Genomic DNA, 17,541 nt, shown 5'->3' on the forward strand with positions numbered 1-17,541 from the left:
GCATTATATAAGTGAAGAAGCCCCGCACGCGAGTGCGGGGCTTTTTTACGTCTGTCATCTGCTATATTGTGCTTAAATTCTCATTTATTACCCTGCTATTTACCCTCTCTACTCCGCCAGATTTCTGCAAAATATGCCGGCAACCCGCTGATTTTGAAAAGATTAGCGATGCTGCTCACAATAACAATCTCAGAATAGCCCGCCTTTACCTTCAGTAGAGTTAAATGCTTTACTCACCTTTTAGACGCTGTTGATCAGCAAGGAGCAGAGGTAAAGCATGACACCCATAAACAATAATATTCAGCCGGATGATGCAAAAAAACGTATCTGGGCGATCGTCGGTGCCTCATCGGGCAACCTGGTCGAGTGGTTTGACTTCTACGTCTACTCATTCTTCTCACTCTATTTCGCGCACATCTTTTTTCCTCAGGGCGATACCACGACGCAGCTGTTGCAGACGGCAGGGGTGTTTGCAGCCGGGTTTTTAATGCGTCCGATTGGCGGCTGGCTGTTCGGCTATATCGGCGACAAACATGGCCGGAAAAATTCAATGCTGGTTTCGGTCTGCATGATGTGTTTCGGTTCTCTGGTAATTGCCTGCTTGCCAGGTTATGCCACGATCGGGGTCGCGGCTCCCATCATTCTGCTGCTGGCGCGCATGTTTCAGGGCTTATCGGTCGGTGGAGAGTATGGGACCAGCGCAACCTACATGAGCGAAGTGGCGCTTGAAGGGCGCAAAGGATTTTATGCCTCTTTTCAGTATGTCACGCTGATTGGCGGTCAGCTGGCGGCGGTCCTGACGGTGGTCGTGCTGCAGTTCCTGCTTACGGATGCTGAGCTGCGAAGCTGGGGCTGGCGTATTCCATTCTTCCTTGGCGCGCTGCTCGCCGTTGTCGCACTGTGGCTGCGTCGCTCACTGGAAGAGACATCCGATAAGAGCAGCCGCGAGCATCGCGATGCCGGCAGCGTCATCGGGTTACTGCGTAACCATACCCGACCTTTCCTGATGGTGCTGGGTTTCACCGCGGGTGGCTCCCTGAGCTTCTATACCTTTACCACCTACATGCAGAAGTATCTGGTGAACACCTCAGGTATGGATCCCAAAACGGCCAGCGGCCTGATGACCGGTGCGTTGCTGGTCTTTATGCTTATTCAGCCGGTTATCGGTGCGCTCTCAGATAAAATCGGGCGGCGCACCTCGATGATGATTTTCGGTGCAGGGGCGGCGATCTGTACGGTGCCGATTCTGACTCTGCTACAAAACGTGCAGAGTCCCGGCGTCGCTTTTCTGCTGATCATGCTGGCCCTGCTGATTACCAGCTTCTACACCGCCATCAGCGGCATCCTGAAAGCCGAAATGTTTCCGCCGCAGGTGCGCGCGCTGGGCGTGGGACTCTCTTATGCGGTAGCGAATGCGATTTTTGGTGGGTCAGCGGAGTATGTGGCACTGCTGATGAAGCAGCAGGGAATTGAGACGACCTTCTTCTGGTATGTTTCCGCGATGGGTGCAGTAGCGTTTCTGGTGTCGCTGTTGCTGCACAAGCGCGGCAAGGGCATAACACTCTGATACGCCTACTGGCTAAGATTCCACAGGGCGATGCCGCTGGCTGCACCGGCGGCATCCCAGGCGAAATCTTTCCAGCTCCAGCCGCTGCCAGCCGGGCGGCTGTCATATCCCTCTTTTGCCGCGCCGAGGCTTAATGAAAACATAAAGCCTATCGTCTGGCTCTGCCGGTCAGAAAGGTGCTGGCGCTGCCCATATTCACTGCCCGCTGCCGCCAGTGCGGCGGAAGCAAAAAAGTGCTCCGCTTTATCCCGTCCGGTCCACTCATCCTGGGCTACGTGGGCACATCCACTACACAACAGCACAGCAAGCAGTACAATTCGCATAGCAGATGCCCCATATCTGGCGCGTATCAGAGAATACGGCTAATCAGGCGATCGATACGGATCCGGCGCAGACGACGGATCAGTTTTCGTACCTTGGCCGGGTAATCGGCAATGCTCTCCAGTTCGCGGAAGTGAGTGATAACCTGAGTGTGCTGCCGGATGAGCGTCAGCTCTTTCTCGCGCTGAGCCGATAACTGCTGATGAGGGTCATGGATCAACACCGCATTTTCCAGATCGAGTCGCCACGCGCGCGGATTAAGGTTATTACCGGTGATCAGCTGCCATTCGTCGTCAACCCACATTCCCTTGAGGTGATAACTGTTCTCGCTATCCTTCCAAAGCCTGACGACCAGCTGATCAGTGGTGACGTAATATTGCAGGCGGCTCAGGAAGCGACGCAGATTGATCTCATAGAGATAGGGCAGGGCACCGATAATTTTGAATGGCTGATCGGGCGCAATATAGAAATCATTGGCGGTTTTGTCACCGACGATGATTTCGACCTTTTTGCCCTGCCGCAGCAGATGAATAATATTCCGGACCAGCAGCGCGGGCAGGTTGAAATAGGGGGTACAGATGACCAGCTTCTCTTCCGCGCAGGGCATCAGATGGAAGATGGTTTTATTCAGCAGGCTATGCTTGCCCAGGCCGACCAGCGGCGTGACGGCCAGCTCTTCATTACCGGCATCCCCTTCAAACTGATAGTTAAAACCGCGCAGGTCCTGACGAAACTGCCGCGTTTCATTTTTGATTTCAGGACTGGAAGGACGCTCCGCAAAATCCAGCCGGTTCACCGCTTCTGCCGACTTGAGATTGAGAGTGATCCATTCATACATGGTATCGGTCAGCCGGGCGTTGCGGATAAGCTGGTAACGGTCGTAACGATACTTATCGTGCTGATGCAGATAGACATCATTGATGCTGGCACCACTGTAGAGCAGTGTGTCATCGATGATAAATCCTTTAAGGTGAAGAACGCCCAGCGCCTCGCGGGTATTGACCGGAATGCCATAAACCGGAATGGCAATGTCGGCATAGCGGGTCGCCATTTCACAATACCAGTCGGCGTTGGTTACGCCCCGCGCGGCGCCAATGCGGCCACGCTGCGCCCGATGCCAGTCAACCAGAATTGAGATATCCAGCGCCGGTCGCGCCTGCTTAGCCTGATAAAGTGCATCCATAACAGCACGTCCGGCATCATCGTTTTCAAGGTAGAGCGCAACGATACAGATGCGTGTCTGCGCGGCCGCAATCTTTTCCAGCAGCGTCGTGCGGAATTCGGCGGGCGAATAAAGTGTCGACACATCCGCAACGGATTGTGACAGTTTTGGCAACTGTGCGAGGTGTTGTTGATGTTTGTTTCGTTTGAATTTAGACAACATCGCAGTGCGCTTCTTCTCTTTTCATTGGATGGCCTTTTGCCATCAAATCAGGGTTATAACCGTAAATAATAACATCAACTCCATCGATTCGAACGTTTTTTACCTTTCTCTACAAGGTGACGTAATCTCATTCTGTAACGACAGTTTAAGGCTGACGATACCTTCATCCAGTTGAATATCAACATGAAAGTTCAGTTTTCGAGCCAGCGTAATCATGCCGCGATTATGGGGCATTGTGATACCGTTCAATTGTTGCAAGCCATGATGCCGGGTATAACGGATCATTTTTTCCAGCAGGCGACGCCCCATGCCTAACCCTTTCAGGTCGGAACGGACCAGCACCGAAAACTCCGCATCAATATTATCGGCATCAGAGATGGCGCGAGTGACGCCGATGATTTCGGGGCCTTCCTGACGCTCGCGTACCGCCACAATCGCCATCTCGCGGTCATAATCGATCTGGGTCATGTTGGCGAGATCCTCATGTGTAAATTCATTGATTTCGCTGAAGTAGCGGTAGTAAAGATCCTCTTTGGTGACCTGACTGATGAAATCACGCAGCAGCGGTTCATCTTCAGGCAGGATGGGCCGGAACAGGCAGAATTGCCCATCTTTTAACTCTACCTGCTCTTCCAGATGCTGAGGATAGGGGCGTATGGCCAGCCGGGCTTCGTTATCGCCATCAAAGGGAGCCAGCGTCAGGGTAACATCCAGCAGGGTAAAATCGTTGCCAGCCGCCAGCAGCGGATGGATATCCAGTCGCTGGATCTCCGGACAATCCACGACCAGATCCGACACCTGAACCAGCAGCTGGCTCAGGCCGGGAATATCCAGCGGATTAAGCCCGCTGCGGCTGCGGATTTTGCCGCTCTTGATCGCCTGAATCACCAGATAGCGTGCCAGCGTCATATTCAGCGGAGGCAGAGCAACAGCCGCCTGTTTATCCGCCTGCCACTCCACGCCGCCTTCACCCAGCATAATAACCGGGCCAAACAGCGCATCCTGTTCCACCACCACCCGCAGCTCCTGTGCGCCCGCGCGGCTGGCCATGCTCTGCACCAGTAAGCCTTCTATGCGCGCCTGCGGCAGCGTTTCCCGTACCCGATCAAAGATGGCCTCAGCGGCATGCTCCACTTCGCGGGCATTGCGCAGATAGAGCATCACGCCCTGAACCTCTGACTTGTGCACGATATCGGGCGAGCGCAGCTTCAGCGCCACCGGATAGCCAATCTGATCAGCAATCGCCACGGCGGCCGCGCTGTCGCTGGCGATCCAGGTCGGCAGCGTAGCCAGACCATACGCCTGCAGTACCGGCTGCACTTCGTGAGTGTCCAGCGTCGTCACCCCGCGCGCCAGCGCCTGTGACAGCAGACGGTGAGCATGGGCGCTGTCCTGATTCAGCGTCGCGGGCAGGGCTGGGGTTTCGCGCAGTTGCTTCTGATTGCGGCGATATTCGACCTGATGCATAAAGGCGGTCACCGTGCCTTCCGGTGTGCGCCAGGTCGGAATGCCCGCCTGGGTAAACGCCCGGCGCGCGGCCTGGGAGGAGAACTCGCCGCACCAGTTAGTCAGCAGAGTGACCTGCTTACCGCGCGGATGACGGGCAAGCGTGTCGATCAGATGCGTGGCCGTTTCAGTGGCGGGAGCCACTGCGCTGGGCGCATGAATAATCATAAGCGCATCCAGCTCATGGCTGTCGAGCAGTATCTCAACACAGGCGGCATAGCGTTCTGCCGTGGCGTCATCTTTTAAGTCCAGCGGATTGCCGCGACCCGTGCCGGCGGGCAGCAGCGCCTCAAGCCGCTGACGGGTCTGCTCGCTGAGTTGTGCCAGCTTGCCGTTGCGGGCATAGAGTTCATCCAGCGCCAGCGCGGCAGGCGCGGCGCCATTACTGATGATCATCAGCCGGTCGCCACGCAGCGGCCGCATGTGGCTCAGCGACTCCACGGCGGAGAACAGCTCATGGGTGTCCTGCACCCGCAGCAGGCCCGCACGCTGAATGGCAGCGTCCCAGGCGGCGTCCAGTCCGCTGTGTGTGCCCAGCAGCGACTGCGCTTCACGGCTGCGCCCACTTTTGATCACCAGAATCGGTTTATTACGTGAGGCGCTGCGGGAGGCGGAAACAAAGCGCCGCGCATCGCTGAGGTGCTCCAGATAAAGCAGGATCGCGCTGGTCTTACCGTCGCGGGCCAGGAAGTCGAGCAGATCATCGACATCGGTATCCAGACTGTCGCCCAGCGCGATGAACCAGGAAAAGCCGAGGTTGCGCTGCTGCGCCCAGTCCAGAATGGTGTTGGATACGGCGGCAGACTGGGAGATAAATGCAATACGCCCTCTGGCGATCGGCACCGGCGAGAAGCTGGCATTTAATCCCTGCCAGGGTGCCAGCAGGCCCAGACTGTTCGGCCCCAGCAGCCGTATCTGCCACTGGCTGGCGCAGGCTTTGAGTTCGGCCAGCTGGCTGGCAGGGGCCGAGAGGATAATGCAGGCCTTGCAGCCTTTCTCGCCGAGCTGTTGCAGCAGGGTAAGGTTACGCTTTGAGTGGGTGCAGATGACCGCCAGGTCCGGCGCAAAAGGCAGGCTGTCGATGGTAGGCCAGGCCAGCACGCCGCTGACCGCTTTATATTTTGGCGTGACGGGCAGGACCGGGCCGCTGAATCCGCCCGCCAGCAGGTTGCGCATCATAAAATAGCCTGCACGCCCGGGCGTCACCGAGGCACCAATTACCGCAATTGATTTAGGTCGTAACAGCGCTTCCAGTCCGCGTTGGCTCATCTCGCCCTCCAGAGATTGGGATTTGCGTGATTGTAAACACTTTTTGCGGGCGGTGCTTCCGGGCAGATCGCAGGCTGCGCATCGTGATCCGGTTATCGCTGCCGGCGGACAGCCGCCTGGCCGCGACAACCGGGCGGTTAAGCCTGACCGGCGTGATGCGGTTTACCCGCCAGGTAGGCCGCGCGGAACCGATCGAAATGGTGAGAGAGCGCCTCTGCTGCCCGCGTATCGCCCGCCTGCGCCAGCAGCGCCGCGGCCACCTCAGCGGTACAGTGCTGGCCTTCACCGTGCGCTTCGCGCAGCGTGTAGCGAGAAGGTGCGCTGACCGCCAGCGACATCACCGGAAAGGCGTCCAGCCACGGGCTTTTGCGGAACATTTTGCGCGCTTCGGTCCAGGTGCCATCGAGCATAATAAACAGAGGCGGCTTGTCGCCAGCAGGAGGTACTGTCAGTACCTCGCGGCCCGGATCGGCATAGGCGGCCGGGAAGACCACTACGGGCTGGTAATCAGAATGGCGGACGGCCGCCAGCAGCAGCGGGTCCGGTTCTGTGCGTGACCAACCAAACGCCTGGGTGTCCGGCAGAATATCGGCAATCAGACGGCCGGTGTTACTCGGTTTCATCGGCTCGGTATCGAACATGACCAGACAGAAACGGCTGCGGGCCGACTGCGGGGCAATCTGGCTGCAGAGGCAGTGAGCTTCCGGCAGCAGACAGCCCTGGCAGCGAACGACCCGATTTCCACGCGCAAGGAAAGGGCGGGTCGCACGGGCCAGACGTTGGGTGCGCAAGCGCAGAACAGCATTATCAGACATGAGCATTCAGGGCAGGAAAAACGTCAGTGTAATCGAAGCGCAGCGGAAAAGGAAAAGGCCAGACAGGCTGGCCTCAGGGGATCAGAGCGATTCGTCCAGCCATTCGTTGAAAGGCGCTTTGGGCATCGCCCCATTCAGCATGTCGACCCGCTGGCCATTTTTAAACAGCATGATAGTCGGGATACTGCGGATATTGAAACGGGCACTCAGGGCCGGTTCCGCCTCCGTGTTCACTTTAATAAAGCGGACCTTGCCGCTGCGCTCGCTGGCGACATCTTTGAATACGGGCGCGAAGTTCACGCACGGCCCGCACCACGGCGCCCAGAAGTCGATCACCACGGGCAGATCGTCCTGCAGATATTTGTCAAAGTTGGCGCTGGTGGCATTCACCACCTCGCCATCGAACAGTGCATTTCCACAGCGACCACATTTCGCCACGTCGGCAAGGCGATCGTCAGGAACGCGATTGGTGGCCTGACAGGAAGCGCATACCGTATTCATAGAAACCTCTGATGTTGAAAAGTGTCAGTCTGGTAATAGTCGGTCATTATGAAAGGGGGCGGATTTTTGCTCAATCTGTATTGCTCTATAGGTTCAATAGTTGATAGCTAAGCGCCAGCACATCAGGTAATCTGCGCGCTCTCAATGCAGGAGGAAGATATGAACGACGAATTTAAAGGTAAGAGCGGTAAAGTTAAGGTGATGTACGTGCGTGGCGAGGACGATAAAAGCGCGCGTGCATCGAATCCTCGTACAGGCAAAGGTGGTCACTCTGCTGCCCGTCCGGATGATAACCGTCGTTCGTCTGGCTCCCGCACTGAACGCAGTCAGGAAGGAAGCCGCTCAGCCTCTGCGGGTCGCCGCAGCGATGATGCCGGCCGTGGCAGCTCTTCGCGTCGCCCTGAAGGCGGACGTGGCGCACCGCGCCGCAACGATCGGGGCGATGAGAGCCGCGGCGCCTATGGCAACAGCGATTCACCGTGGCGCACCGTCTCCCGCGCGCCCTCTGCGGATCGGTCGGCTGCGGCTGACACGGATAAGCCGGATCATGGCGGCATCAGCGGCAAGAGCTTTGTCGATCCGGAGCAGATCCGTCGTCAGCGTAACGAAGAGACCCGCGTCTACGGCGAGAACGCCTGTCATGCGCTGTTCCAGAGCCGTCCGGAAGCGATTGTTCGCGCCTGGTTTGTGCAGGAAGTGACTCCCCGTTTCCGCGAGACGCTGCGCTGGCTGGCAGCCAACCGCAAAGCCTATCACGTGGTTGAAGATGCCGAGATTACCAAAGCCTCAGGCACCGAGCATCATGGTGGCGTCTGCTTCCTGATCAAAAAGCGCATGGGTATGGCCGTGGCGGAATGGCTGAGCCAGGCGAATACCAAAGATTGCGTACTGGCGCTGGAAGATGTCAGCAACCCGCATAACCTCGGCGCGATTATGCGCAGCTGCGCACACTTCGGCGTTAAAGGCCTGCTGGTTAACGACGCCTCACTGCTGGAGTCCGGTGCGGCCGTGCGTACCGCAGAAGGCGGCGCGGAGCATGTACAGGCCATCAGCGGTACCACCTTCAGCAACGGTCTGGAAGCGTTCCGTAAAGCGGGTTATACCATCGTGACCACCTCCAGCCATCAGGGAACGCCGCTGGCGCAGGCGTCGCTGCCGGAGAAAATGGTGCTGGTGTTAGGGCAGGAGCGCGAAGGCCTCTCCGATACCGCTTTCCAGCAGGGCGACATGAGCCTGTCGATTGGCGGAACCGGCAACGTGGAAAGCCTCAACGTGTCGGTGGCAACCGGTGTGCTGCTCGCCGAATGGTGGCGTCAGAACGCATAAAAAAACGGGCCGAAAGGCCCGTTTTTCATTTCACTCAGCGTCAATGTGCGCCACCGCCGCCACCGCCTGCACCAAACGGCGGGCGGGCAAACCAGATCAGCACCAGCAGGATCAGGAAGACGCCAGCCGACGCCCAGAAGATTTCATTCGCTGAAATAATCAGTCCCTGATTGGTAATCTGCTGCGCAATCCAGGCAGAGGCCTGCTGTTGCGTCATCCCCATGCCTTCCAGCTGGCTGTACATCTGCTGCGAATTGACGTTGTAAGGGGTTATCGACTCCGCCAGATAGCTGTGATGCATCGACTCACGATTGGTCCACATCGTAGTGGTGATCGAGGTGCCTATCGAACCGGCCAGCGTACGCACAAAATTAGACAAGCTGGAGGCGGCGGCCAGTCGCTCCGGCGGCAGTCCGGAAAGCGTAATCGTGGTCAGCGGCATAAAGAAGCAGGCCACGGCAAAGCCCTGGATAAACTGCGGCCACGCCGAAGCGCCAAAGTCCATGCCCGGTTCAAAGGTATAGGCGCGCCAGTAAAAACAGACGGCATACATAATGAAGCTGAAGGTCACCAGCCGCCGCATATCGAGTTTATGGGCGAAACGACCAATAATCGGCGACAAAATCACCGGGATAATCCCGACCGGTGCCGAGGCCAGCCCGGCCCAGGTGGCCGTATAGCCATAGACCTCCTGCAGCAGCTGCGGCAGCAGAACGATCGAGCCGAAGTAGAGCATATAGGCGAGGCTGATCGACAAACAGCCGATGGTGAAGTTGCGCGATTTAAACAGAGAGAGGTCGACAATCGGATTATCGTCTGTCAGCTCCCAGACCAGCAGCACCGCCAGCGCAATGACGGCAACCACCGCCAGCACGATGATCTCCGTGGAGCTGAACCAGTCGAGCTCTTTACCGCGATCCAGCATCACCTGCAGGCAGCCGATCCCCACCACCAGCAGCACCAGGCCGACCATATCAATCGGGCGGATCTCTGTTTTAGTTTCGCGACCGCGCAGAGTCTGCAACGTCAGCAGCACGACCACCGCACCAATCGGCACGTTGATAAAGAAGATCCAGCCCCAGTGATAGTTATCGCTGATCCAGCCGCCCAGAATCGGGCCGCAGATTGGCGCGACGATCACCGTCATCGCCCAGAGCGACAGCGCGATGCTGCGCTTGGCGGGCGGGTAGTTGCTGAGCAGCAGACTCTGCGACAGTGGAATCAGCGGGCCCGCCACGATCCCCTGCAACACGCGGAAGAAGATCAGCATCTCCAGGCTCTCTGACATGCCGCACGCCCAGGAGGCAACAGCAAACAGAATGGTGGCCCAGGTGAACAGCTTCACTTCGCCCACGCGCTTTGCCAGCCAGCCGGTAATCGGAATGGAGATCGCGTTAGCGACACCAAACGAGGTGATTACCCAGGTGCCCTGTGAGTTAGAGGCACCCAGATTACCGGCGATGGTCGGAATGGCCACGTTGGCGATGGTCGAGTCCAGAACCTGCATGAACGTCGCCAGCGACAGCGCAATGGTCATCAGGACCAGCGGCATCCCTTCAAGCGGTTTTTTTGCCATTACAGCCTCCGCGTTCTCATCCGGCGTTGGCACGGACGATATCGGTGATCAGCTGATTGACCGGCGCGAGGTCAATCGCCAGGGCGTTACTGCTGTAAGCGGCCTGCTGGCGGACACGAGTGGCCAGCATACTGCCCTCCTGGCTGGTGGTGTCAATTTTAACCAGCGTGGAGAGACCGATGCGCAGGGGATGTCTGGCGATATCTTCCTGATTCAGTTCGATACGTACCGGCAGGCGCTGAACCACTTTGATCCAGTTACCGGTAGCATTCTGTGCAGGCAGCAGAGAAAAGGCGCTGCCGGTGCCCATATCCAGACCCACCACTTTGCCGTGATAGACCACATCGTCACCGTAAATATCGGCCACCACGGTGGCGGGCTGACCGATGCGTACGCCAGCCAGTTGGGTCTCTTTGAAGTTAGCGTCCACCCACAGATTAGTCGCGGGTACGACGGCCATCAGTGGCGTATTGGTGGAAATCTGCGAGCCGACCTGAACGCTGCGACGGGAGACAAAACCATCCATCGGGCTGCGAATCTCAGTACGCTGCAGCGCCAGCCAGGCGTCACGCAATTCGGCTGCGCTCTGCTGTACGGCAGGCTGATTTTCCAGCGAGGTATTAAGGATCATCGCCTGGTTCGCATTATATTGCTGAATCGCCACGTCGAGCTGCGCTTTGGCGGTCGCGACGGCATCGCGGGCGTGCTGCAACTCTTCACGACCAATCAGATTAGCCGCACCCAGTGGTTCACGGCGTTTCAGATCGGCCTGAGCCTGCGCCAGCGCAGTCTGCTGCAGCGTGATGCTGGCCTGATACTGTCTTCCGTTGATCATCAACTGATGTGTCTGACGGACGCTGGTGGCGAGGGCCGTCTGCGCTTTTTCAAACGCCTGCTCCGCATCGGTCTTATCCAGCGAGACCAGCACATCGCCTTTTTTGACAAAATCGGTGTCTTCGAACCAGACTTTATTCACGCTGCCGGAGACCTGGGCCATCACCTGCACCTGATTACCTGCCACGTAGGCGTCATCCGTTTCCTGAAAATGACGCAGGACCAGGAACCAGTATGCGCCCCAGGCAATACCCGCCAGAACAATGATCAGCGCCAGCACAATCAGCACACTTTTGCGCTTCTTCTTTTTGTTGGCTGACGGTTGCGGGCGTTGTGCTTCTGCCGATGCACTCATGAATTTCTCCACATTTTCCATTTAGTCGGGGGGCAGTCATCCCTGTCCGCCTGCGCCCGAGTCGAAAAAGCCAGCGCCGGAGCGCTGGCCAGATAAAAAAGAAAATTAAAATAACGATTCCGACAGGTGATTGTGTCGCACTTATTGCTATTAGCGGGACAGCGAGGCGATCAGTTGCTCTTCATCCATTTTATCGAGACGGTTAAGCAGCTTACGGGTGATCCCTTCCAGCTGAGACTTCTCATCACTGGACAGCGAAGACCAGAGATACTGCAGGCTCTGATGCTGAGGGGGCAGCAGCTGACGCAGGAACTCCATACCCTTGTCGGTCAGATGCAGATGCAGGCAGCGACGGTCGTGGTCGCTCTCGCGACGTTCAATCCAGCCGCGCTTCTCCAGCTCATCAGCAATGCGCGTGGCATTGGTGCGTGAAGAGCCCAGCGCAGAACTGAGTTCAGAAGGCTGAATGCTGTGGTTCTCCTGCGCATCCAGTGTAATCAACGCCATGAACAGAGTTTCGTTGATCCCCTGTGCTTTCAGCATCTTGTTACGGTTGTCCAGCAGTTTACCCTGCATATGCATACAGAGACGCGTCAGAATAATTTCCTGTAACGGAAAATCCTTATGACGATTGGCACGGATGTTTAGCATCTGCTCAATGGGAGTAAACGAACTTTCCATTAAAAAAAACCTCACTAATTGCAACTTGTATAATAACTGTGGTGACAGGTTAAGCGTAGTCACTTTCTGGCAGGTGAGCGTTGTCGGACGCACGCTACACCCTTTAAGGCATTTCAGACCATTCCCTGGCCCTGGGTCAAAAACCCGTCTGCCCGGCGACAATCAGAGTGCCGGGACGCTATCAAAAAGGGGGCAAATTTAATAATATCGCGAGGAAAAATAACTGAAGTGAATAGGTTTGCTACTAACCATAACAAACCTAACCATTTGTGACCAGATGCAATACGCTCTCCGGACAGGGTTCAGGTGATTTTTTCCGGCTCATAGCACGATCCGCTTGCCCAGATCAGTATATTGATCAGCGTCAGCAGGACGCCCGTGCTACAGACGCCATACCAGCCCGCCAGATGGTAGGCGGTGGCGGAAAGTAACGAACCCGCTGCACCGCCCATAAAGTAGCTGGTCATGTACCCCGCATTCAGACGGTTACGCGCTTCCGGCATCTGCGCATAAATCACGCTCTGATTCGTGATATGCACGGCCTGCACAGCCAGATCCAGAAGCAGGATACCGATGATCAGTGGCACAAGCTGCTCTGCTCCCCATGCAATCGCGGCCCAGGACACAAGCATAAACAGCAGCCCCAGCCGGGTGGTCAGCTTCGCTTTGCCTTTATCCGCCAGCGAACCGGCCTGACGGGCCGCCAGCGCGCCAGCCGCACCCACCAGCCCCAGTAAACCAATCTGACCTTCGGTGAAGTGGTAGGGCGCACCGGAGAGCAGAAACGCCATTGACGTCCACAGCAAACTGAAGTTGGCAAAGGAGAGGCAGCCCGTCCAGGCACGGGTGCGGATTACCCTGTTGCCTGCATACAGGCGAAAGATGGAGGCCAGCAGCTGCGGGTAGCGCAGAGGAACAGACTGTCTGACGCGAGGCAGCGATCGCCACAGTGCCAGAGCCATCATGACCATCAGCAGGCTGGCGGTCCAGTAGACCGTTCGCCAGCCCCCAAGCTGGGCCAGAGCGCCAGCGGCCGTGCGTGCCAGCAGGATCCCGAGCAGCAGGCCGCTCATGACCGTTCCAACGATCTTGCCGCGCCGCGCCGGCTCTGCCAGCGTCGCGGCCAGCGGCACCAGTACCTGGGCGGCGACGGAAAACAGACCGGTCATCACCGTGCCCAGCAGGAGCAGGGCGAAGGTGTGCGAAAGGGCGATAATCACCATTCCGGCTGCGGCCAGCAGAATCATCGTCACAATCAGACGACGGCGTTCAAACCGATCGCCCAGCGGCACCAGAAACAGCAGGCCGCAGGCGTAACCGAGCTGTGCCGTGGTCACGATAAACCCGGCGAGGCTCACGGAGAGATCAAACTGTTGGGCAATCGTATTCAGCAGTGGCTGAACGTAGTAGTTACTGGCGACGCAGAGGCCGGTGGCTACCGACATCAGCATCACTAAGGCAGGCGTCAGCCCCTGGTGAGTCCTGTTCATAAACCGCATCGGTCGCTAATAATCATTTGAGGTTAATAATAACCTAAAAAACTATTTCAGACGTGTGTTTATTAACAGGCCATACCAGTCATAACCAGAGGCTTAACCCGCGGCAGAGGAAATATGCGCTGAGAAGAGGGTGGCAACTCACGACCGGGCGTCTCACAGACAATGCAGAAAGTTAAAGCGATGAGCGCATTCGCCTGGCGCATTGCATCAGGGCCGGGGACGAACAGGGCAGGCGCGTTTTTAAAAATGCAAAGCGCCGGAGCGGCTTAAGAGGCATCTCCGGCGTGAGGGAAACCATCACCTGCGCTGAACCCGCCAGGGATGGTCTCTTTGTGCAGGATGCATGCGCTCTGTGCCTGCATCTTTACCCGCAGTTGCAGGTCAGCCTGACGATCCGGCTGAGCTGTCCGCTATCAGAAATTCCAGTCCTCATCTTCCGTTTCGACCGCTTTGCCCATGACATAGGAGGAGCCTGAACCGGAGAAAAAGTCGTGGTTCTCATCGGCGTTAGGCGACAGCGCCGACAGAATCGCCGGATTGACCGCCGTCAGCGCCGCCGGGAACAACGCCTCATAGCCCAGATTCATCAGCGCCTTGTTGGCGTTGTAATGCAGGAAGGTTTTCACTTCGTCCACCCAGCCAACCTCTCCATAGAGCGCCTCGGTGTAAGCCACCTCATTCTCATAGAGCGCCAGCAGCAGGTCATAAGCAAACTGCTGCAACTCCTCGCGACGACGATCGTCGGTCTCCACCAGTGCCCGCTGATATTTGTAGCCGATGTAATAGCCATGCACCGCCTCGTCGCGGATGATCAGGCGAATCAAATCGGCGGTGTTGGTCAGCCTGCCCCGGCTAGACCAGTACATCGGTAGCCAGAAGCCGGAATAGAATAAAAAGGACTCCAGGAAGACGCTGGCGATCTTCTTCTTCAGCGGATCATCGGCCCGGTACTGTTCCAGGATGATGCGCGCCTTATTCTGCAGCGGCACATTCTCTTCGCTCCACTGGTAAGCAGCATCTACATCCTGGGTGTTGCACAGGGTGGAGAAGATTGAACTGTAGGAGCGGGCGTGCACGGCTTCCATGAAGCTGATATTCGACAGCACGGCCTCCTCGTGCGGGGTAATCGCATCTTCCATCAACCCTGGCGCGCCAATCACGTTCTGGATGGTGTCGAGCAGCGTCAGCCCGGTAAAGACCCGGATGGTCAGCTGCTGCTGCTGTTTATCCAGCGCCTGCCAGCCGGGCAGATCGTTGGAGAGCGGCACTTTCTCTGGCAGCCAGAAGTTGCTGGTCAGACGGTTCCACACCTCAAGATCTTTCTCGTCCTGCAGGCGGTTCCAGTTAATGGCCTGAATCTGTTTCAGTTTCATCATATTTCTCACAGGGAGCAGGAGACGCAGCCCTGAACCTCCGTACCCTGAAGCGCCATCTGACGCAGGCGAATGTAATAGAGCGTTTTGATCCCTTTTTTCCATGCGTAGATCTGCGCTTTGTTGATGTCGCGTGTCGTGACGTCATCGCGGAAAAACAGCGTCAGCGACAGCCCCTGATCGACGTGCTGCGTTGCTTCTGCGTAAGTATCAATAATCGCCTCCGGCCCAATCTGATAGGCATCCTGATAGAGATGGAGATTGTCATTGGTCATAAAGGGCGCAGGATAGTAGACGCGACCGGTCTTGCCCTCTTTACGGATCTCGATCGGGGAGACAATCGGATGGATGCTGGAGGTGGCGTGATTGATGTAGGAGATCGAGCCGGTGGGCGGGATCGCCTGCAGATTCTGATTAAACAGCCCGTGCTGCATCACCGCCTCGCGCAGCCTCTGCCAGTCCGCCTGGGTGGGCAGCGTTACGCCCGCGTCGGCAAACAGCTTCGCTACGCGCGTGGTGCGTGGCAGCCATTCGCGCTGCAGATATTTATCGAACCAGACGCCGCTGGCGTAGTCCGAGTCCGTAAAACCGTCGAAGGTCTGCTGATGCTCCTGCGCCAGCTGGTTCGACGCAGAAAGCGCATGGAAGGCTATGCAGCAGAAGTAGAGGTTGGTGAAATCCAGTGCTTCCGGCGAACCGTAGGCGATCCCCTCACGCGCCAGATAGCCGTGCAGGTTCATCTGCCCCAGGCCGATGGCGTGCGAGCGGCGATTACCTTCGGCGACCGAGGGCACCGAACCGATCTCGCTCATCATCGACACCGCCGTCAGCGCCCGTACCGCCACATCCACGGTATGGGCCAGATCGCCGGAATCCATGGCGTGTGCAATGTTCAGAGAGCCGAGATTACAGGAAATATCTTTGCCGACCCGGCGATAGCTGAGATCCTCATGGTACTCGCTGGCGCTGTTCACCTGCAGGATCTCTGAGCAGAGGTTGCTCATATTGATACGACCGGCAATCGGGTTACTGCGGTTCACGCTGTCCTCGAACATGATATAGGGGTAGCCCGACTCAAACTGAATTTCGGCCAGCGTCTGGAAGAGGTCGCGTGGCTGGATCCACGTTTTGCGGATGCGATCGTCGGCCAGCATCGCCTCATACTGTTCGCTGATGCTGATATCGCCAAAGGCCTTGCCGGTGACCCGCTCCACATCATAGGGCGAGAAGAGCGCCATCGGTTTGTTCTCTTTCGCCAGCTGGAAAGTGATGTCGGGGATCACCACACCCAGCGACAGCGTCTTGATGCGGATCTTCTCGTCGGCGTTTTCGCGTTTGGTATCCAGGAAGCGGAGGATATCGGGATGATGCACATTGAGCCAGACCGCGCCAGCCCCCTGACGGGCACCCAGCTGGTTAGCATAGGAAAACGCATCCTCCAGCATTTTCATCACCGGAATCACGCCCGACGACTGATTTTCGATACGCTTGATCGGCGCACCGGACTCGCGCAGGTTCGACAGCAAAAAGGCGACGCCACCGCCCCGTTTTGAGAGCTGAAGTGCCGAATTTACGGCGCGGCCAATCGACTCCATATTGTCTTCGATGCGCAGCAGGAAGCAGGAAACCAGCTCACCACGCTGCTGTTTACCGCAGTTGAGGAAGGTTGGCGTGGCGGGCTGGAAACGGCCGCTGAGGATCTCGAACAGGATGGCACGTGCCAGCGATTCATCGCCCCGGGCCAGCGTCAGCGCCACCATGCAGGCGCGCTGCTCAAAGGTTTCCAGGTAGCGTTTGCCGTCAAAGGTCTTCAGGGTATAGCTGGTGTAAAACTTCCAGGCACCGAGAAATGTTTTGAACTCAAATCCCCATCTCTCCGCCACCTCATGCAGCTCAAGCAGGAAGGCAAAATCGTACTGATTCAGCACTGCCGCTTCGTAGTAGTTCTCCTGCACCAGATAGCGTAACCGTTCAGCGCAGCTGGCGAACGGCACGGTATTGGGCTGCACGTGCTGCAGATAAAACTGACGCACCGCGTCGCGATCCCGATCAAACTGGATGCGGCCTTCCTCGTCATAGAGGTTGAGCATGGCGTTAAGGGCGTGATAGTCGGGCGTCACGTCGTTGAAAATCTCTGTTGTTGCCAAAATTGGGTTACTCCCGCTTTTACTTTCGCAATGTCTTCAGGGGTGCCCATCAGCTCAAAGCGATAGAAGCAGGGCACCTGACATTTGGTTGCAATGATGCTGCCGGCCAGGCCATAACCGGCACCGAAGTTCCGGTTGCCCGCCGCAATCACGCCACGGATGCCGCGTCGGTTCGCTTCATCATTCAGAAACTGAATCACCTGGCCGGGAACCGCGCCGCGCCGGGAACCGCCGCCGTAACTGGGCACCACCAGGATATAAGGCTGGTCGATATGCAGCCGCTGCCCGGCATCAACCGGGATGCGGCGGGCAGGCAGGCCCAGGCGGGTGATAAACCGGTGGGTGTTTTCCGACTGGCTGGAAAAGTAGACCAGCGGGAACATGCGC

General features: G+C 57.4%; 14 protein-coding genes. 2 read left to right on the top strand and 12 right to left on the bottom strand.

The features are described from left to right. Window positions 1–277 precede the first annotated feature (277 nt). The gene (locus tag RT657_RS14700) at window positions 278–1,567 is read left to right on the top strand and encodes an MFS family transporter (RefSeq protein ID WP_313655350.1); all 1,290 of its coding nucleotides are present in this window, start codon (window positions 278–280) and stop codon (window positions 1,565–1,567) included. Window positions 1,568–1,572: 5 nt separating this feature from the next. On the opposite strand, the gene RT657_RS14705 is transcribed toward RT657_RS14700, so the two are convergent. From RT657_RS14705 to trxC, 5 genes are all read right to left on the bottom strand, one after another. Further along, window positions 1,573–1,890, bottom strand: a complete 318-nt coding sequence (locus tag RT657_RS14705) for a YfiM family lipoprotein (RefSeq protein WP_313655352.1) — start codon at window positions 1,888–1,890, stop codon at window positions 1,573–1,575. A 26-nt stretch (window positions 1,891–1,916) separates the two neighbouring features. Then, a complete protein-coding gene (gene pssA, locus RT657_RS14710) occupies window positions 1,917–3,272 on the bottom strand; it encodes a CDP-diacylglycerol--serine O-phosphatidyltransferase (protein WP_313655353.1) in 1,356 nt (451 codons plus the stop codon). 99 nt (window positions 3,273–3,371) lie between these two features. Then, window positions 3,372–6,047 (bottom strand): bifunctional acetate--CoA ligase family protein/GNAT family N-acetyltransferase, encoded by a 2,676-nt coding sequence (locus RT657_RS14715; protein WP_313655355.1) that lies wholly within the window; start codon window positions 6,045–6,047, stop codon window positions 3,372–3,374. 137 nt (window positions 6,048–6,184) lie between these two features. Next, window positions 6,185–6,862: a tRNA-uridine aminocarboxypropyltransferase gene (locus RT657_RS14720; RefSeq protein WP_313655356.1), complete on the bottom strand. Its 678-nt coding sequence runs from the start codon at window positions 6,860–6,862 to the stop codon at window positions 6,185–6,187. An 81-nt stretch (window positions 6,863–6,943) separates the two neighbouring features. Beyond that, a complete protein-coding gene (gene trxC, locus RT657_RS14725) occupies window positions 6,944–7,363 on the bottom strand; it encodes a thioredoxin TrxC (protein ID WP_111139911.1) in 420 nt (139 codons plus the stop codon). Window positions 7,364–7,522: 159 nt separating this feature from the next. Here trxC and RT657_RS14730 point away from each other — a divergent pair, with 159 nt between their 5' ends. Next, window positions 7,523–8,689, top strand: a complete 1,167-nt coding sequence (locus RT657_RS14730; RefSeq protein ID WP_313655357.1) for a tRNA/rRNA methyltransferase — start codon at window positions 7,523–7,525, stop codon at window positions 8,687–8,689. Between the two features lie 40 nt (window positions 8,690–8,729). Here the strand turns inward: RT657_RS14730 and emrB are convergent, their stop codons facing one another. The 7 genes from emrB to nrdI all read right to left on the bottom strand — a co-directional run bounded on the left by emrB (window position 8,730) and on the right by nrdI (window position 17,537). Then, entirely contained in the window at window positions 8,730–10,265 is a 1,536-nt protein-coding gene (gene emrB, locus RT657_RS14735; protein WP_313655358.1) for a multidrug efflux MFS transporter permease subunit EmrB, read from the bottom strand. A gap of 16 nt (window positions 10,266–10,281) precedes the next feature. Beyond that, window positions 10,282–11,454 (bottom strand): multidrug efflux MFS transporter periplasmic adaptor subunit EmrA, encoded by a 1,173-nt coding sequence (gene emrA, locus RT657_RS14740; protein WP_313655359.1) that lies wholly within the window; start codon window positions 11,452–11,454, stop codon window positions 10,282–10,284. A 150-nt stretch (window positions 11,455–11,604) separates the two neighbouring features. Continuing rightward, window positions 11,605–12,135, bottom strand: coding sequence for a transcriptional repressor MprA (mprA, locus tag RT657_RS14745; protein WP_313655360.1), 531 nt, complete (start codon window positions 12,133–12,135; stop codon window positions 11,605–11,607). A 302-nt stretch (window positions 12,136–12,437) separates the two neighbouring features. Further along, window positions 12,438–13,625, bottom strand: coding sequence for an MFS transporter (locus RT657_RS14750; RefSeq protein WP_313655361.1), 1,188 nt, complete (start codon window positions 13,623–13,625; stop codon window positions 12,438–12,440). Window positions 13,626–14,047: 422 nt separating this feature from the next. Further along, the gene (nrdF, locus tag RT657_RS14755) at window positions 14,048–15,007 is read right to left on the bottom strand and encodes a class 1b ribonucleoside-diphosphate reductase subunit beta (RefSeq protein ID WP_313655535.1); all 960 of its coding nucleotides are present in this window, start codon (window positions 15,005–15,007) and stop codon (window positions 14,048–14,050) included. Between the two features lie 8 nt (window positions 15,008–15,015). Then, entirely contained in the window at window positions 15,016–17,154 is a 2,139-nt protein-coding gene (nrdE, locus tag RT657_RS14760) for a class 1b ribonucleoside-diphosphate reductase subunit alpha (protein WP_313655362.1), read from the bottom strand. After that, window positions 17,124–17,537 carry a class Ib ribonucleoside-diphosphate reductase assembly flavoprotein NrdI gene (nrdI, locus tag RT657_RS14765; RefSeq protein ID WP_313655363.1) on the bottom strand — a complete coding sequence of 138 codons (414 nt, stop codon included), beginning with the start codon at window positions 17,535–17,537 and terminating at the stop codon, window positions 17,124–17,126. Before nrdI ends, nrdE begins: the two co-directional genes overlap by 31 nt. Window positions 17,538–17,541 lie beyond the last annotated feature (4 nt).

Source organism: Pantoea sp., assembly GCF_032114055.1.
In the GTDB taxonomy this organism is placed as follows: Bacteria; Pseudomonadota; Gammaproteobacteria; order Enterobacterales; family Enterobacteriaceae; genus Pantoea.

Coding starts and splice junctions, on each gene's coding strand:
- emrB (WP_313655358.1), bottom strand. CDS start 10,265: ATGGCAAAAAAACCGCTTGAAGGGATGCCGCTGGTCCTGATGACCATT.
- pssA (WP_313655353.1), bottom strand. CDS start 3,272: ATGTTGTCTAAATTCAAACGAAACAAACATCAACAACACCTCGCACAG.
- trxC (WP_111139911.1), bottom strand. CDS start 7,363: ATGAATACGGTATGCGCTTCCTGTCAGGCCACCAATCGCGTTCCTGAC.
- RT657_RS14720 (WP_313655356.1), bottom strand. CDS start 6,862: ATGTCTGATAATGCTGTTCTGCGCTTGCGCACCCAACGTCTGGCCCGT.
- RT657_RS14705 (WP_313655352.1), bottom strand. CDS start 1,890: ATGCGAATTGTACTGCTTGCTGTGCTGTTGTGTAGTGGATGTGCCCAC.
- RT657_RS14715 (WP_313655355.1), bottom strand. CDS start 6,047: ATGAGCCAACGCGGACTGGAAGCGCTGTTACGACCTAAATCAATTGCG.
- emrA (WP_313655359.1), bottom strand. CDS start 11,454: ATGAGTGCATCGGCAGAAGCACAACGCCCGCAACCGTCAGCCAACAAA.
- nrdF (WP_313655535.1), bottom strand. CDS start 15,007: ATGAAACTGAAACAGATTCAGGCCATTAACTGGAACCGCCTGCAGGAC.
- RT657_RS14750 (WP_313655361.1), bottom strand. CDS start 13,625: ATGAACAGGACTCACCAGGGGCTGACGCCTGCCTTAGTGATGCTGATG.
- RT657_RS14700 (WP_313655350.1), top strand. CDS start 278: ATGACACCCATAAACAATAATATTCAGCCGGATGATGCAAAAAAACGT.
- nrdI (WP_313655363.1), bottom strand. CDS start 17,537: ATGTTCCCGCTGGTCTACTTTTCCAGCCAGTCGGAAAACACCCACCGG.
- RT657_RS14730 (WP_313655357.1), top strand. CDS start 7,523: ATGAACGACGAATTTAAAGGTAAGAGCGGTAAAGTTAAGGTGATGTAC.
- mprA (WP_313655360.1), bottom strand. CDS start 12,135: ATGGAAAGTTCGTTTACTCCCATTGAGCAGATGCTAAACATCCGTGCC.